The 2,322-nt window shown below is 65.7% G+C and carries 2 protein-coding genes; both read left to right on the top strand.

The window, feature by feature from the left end; genetic code table 11:
- A partial coding sequence (locus tag A8G08_RS20755; protein ID WP_187344503.1) for an ABC transporter permease occupies window positions 1–420 on the top strand: 420 nt, incomplete at its 5' end.
- Between the two features lie 196 nt (window positions 421–616).
- Window positions 617–2,322, top strand: a 1,706-nt coding sequence (locus tag A8G08_RS20760; protein ID WP_068278392.1) for an AMP-dependent synthetase/ligase, incomplete at its 3' end; no start/stop codon positions are given.

The following is a 2,322-nucleotide window of genomic DNA, read 5'->3' on the forward strand; positions in this document are numbered from 1 at the left end:
GTGACGGTTCTTGTGCTCATCGGAGTGCTTCCGGCGACAGGGCTTGCCATCATCCCCACCGCCGGAATCATGTTCGGCGGCGCGATGAACACCACCTCGCTGGCCGGTCGGCGAGCCAACGACGAACTACGAACCCGCAGAGGCGAAGTGGAAGCCGCCCTCGCACTCGGCTACCTTCCGCGCGACGCGAGGATGGAGATCAGCCGCACCGCGGCAGCGACCGCGCTCGTGCCCGGCCTCGACCAAACGCGATCGGTCGGCCTGGTCACCATTCCGGGCGCATTCGTCGGCATGATCCTCGGCGGCGCATCGACCACCGCGGCCGCGGCGATGCAGCTGTTCGTCCTGATCTCGCTGCTCGCCGTCAGCAGCATTGCCGTCGTCGTCACCACCGAAATGGTCGCCAGAGAGAACCTGTGAAAGCGACGATTTCAGCACCGCCAGACGCCGCGTCCGGGTTGCGGCAAACCTCGCCACGGCTCGCTGACCACGGCATTTCTCGGTTTCCCCCCAGCAACCATCACTGGTGCTATGTTGGGCGCCACCCGGTGTAACGAAACTCACATTTCGGACAGCCACCGTGTGATGCCGCCCTTCCGCCTTCTTGGGAGCCGTGATGAACCAGCCAGCCGACGTCGCCTACCCGCACGCCACCGGAAAACCGGTCCGGACGATGCCCGAAGCCTTCCAAGCGACCGCGTCAATGCATCCCGAAAAGGTTGCCCTGCGCACGCCGGGCGACGTGCAGACGGTGACGTGGCGCGAGTATGCCGAGCGCGTCGAGAAGATCGCATCCGGGCTCGCGGCGCTGGGCGTCGCGCCGGGTGACCGGGTCGGCATCATGCTGACAAACCGACCGGAGTTCCACCTCGTCGACACGGCCGCCGTGCATCTCGGGGCGACACCGTTCTCGATCTACAACACCAGCTCGCCCGAGCAGATCACCTACCTGTTCGGCAACGCCGAGAACCGCATCGTGATCACCGAACTCGCCTTCCTCGAGGCGATCAAGGCTGCCGACACCCAGGTCGAGACGATCGTGTGCGTTGATGGTCCTGCCACCGGCGCGATCACACTGGCCGAAGTCGAGAACCAACCGAAGCCGGACTTCGACTTCGCCGCGAGCTGGCAGGCCGTGCAGCCATCGGACCTCGTGACACTCATCTACACCTCGGGTACGACCGGACCGCCGAAGGGCGTGGAGATCACGCATCGCAACCTCATCGCCGAGGGCCTCGCGCTGCACCCGATCTTCGACGCCGACTTCGATGACCGCATCACCTCGTACCTCCCTGCGGCGCACATTGCCGACCGCGCATCCGCGCACGGTCTCAACATGCTCTGCGGCATCCAGATCACTTCGGTCAAAGACCCGCGAGAGATCGCCGCCGCGCTGCCCGACACGCGCCCGACCGTATTCTTCGGAGTGCCGCGGGTGTGGCAGAAGATCAAGGCCGGGATCGAGGCCAAGCTCGCCGCCGAGGAGAGCCCAGTCAAGAAGCGCCTGGCGGGCTGGGCGGTCGGGGTTGCGCAGCAGGTCGCGCACCGGCGGGTGAACGGGCAGAGCGTCCCGGCACCGCTGAAGCTGCAATACGACCTCGCCGACCGGCTGGTGCTGTCCAAGGTCCGCCACGCACTTGGCTTCGACCAGATCAAGGTCGCGTCGTGCGGCGCGGCCGCCACTCCAGCCGCAGTCCTCGAGTTCTTCCTCGGTCTCGGTATCGAGATCAACGAGGTATGGGGCCTGTCCGAGACGTGCGGAGCGACGACCAGCACGCGGCCGGGCGACCTCGCATTCGGCACAGTGGGCCGCGCGGTCGAGGGTGTCGAACTGAAGCTTGCCGACGACGGCGAACTCCTCGTACGTGGGCCGATGATCATGCCCGGGTACCGCAAACTGCCTGAAAAGACGGCCGAGACCATCGATGCCGACGGCTGGCTCGCGACCGGCGACATCGCCAAGATCGACGACAAGGGCTTCGTCACGATCGTCGACCGCAAGAAGGAACTGATCATCAACGCGGCCGGCAAGAACATGTCCCCGACCAACATTGAGAACTCAATGAAGGGTGCATCCTCGCTGATCGGCCAGGTCGCCGCGATCGGCGACGCGCAGCCCTACATCGCGGCACTCGTCGTGCTCGACCCGGATGCGGCCGCCGTTCGCGCCAAGGCACTCGGCGTTCCCGAGGCCGACATGGCAACCCTGGTGGCGCATCCCGAGATTCGAGGAGAGGTAAAGCAGGCGGTGAAGGAGGGCAACGCCAAGTTGTCTCAGGTCGAGCAGATCAAGCGCTTCATCATCGTGCCCACCGCCTGGGA

The sequence above is a fragment of the Aldersonia kunmingensis genome, assembly GCF_001646865.1.
GTDB classification, from domain to species: Bacteria; Actinomycetota; Actinomycetes; order Mycobacteriales; family Mycobacteriaceae; genus Aldersonia; species Aldersonia kunmingensis.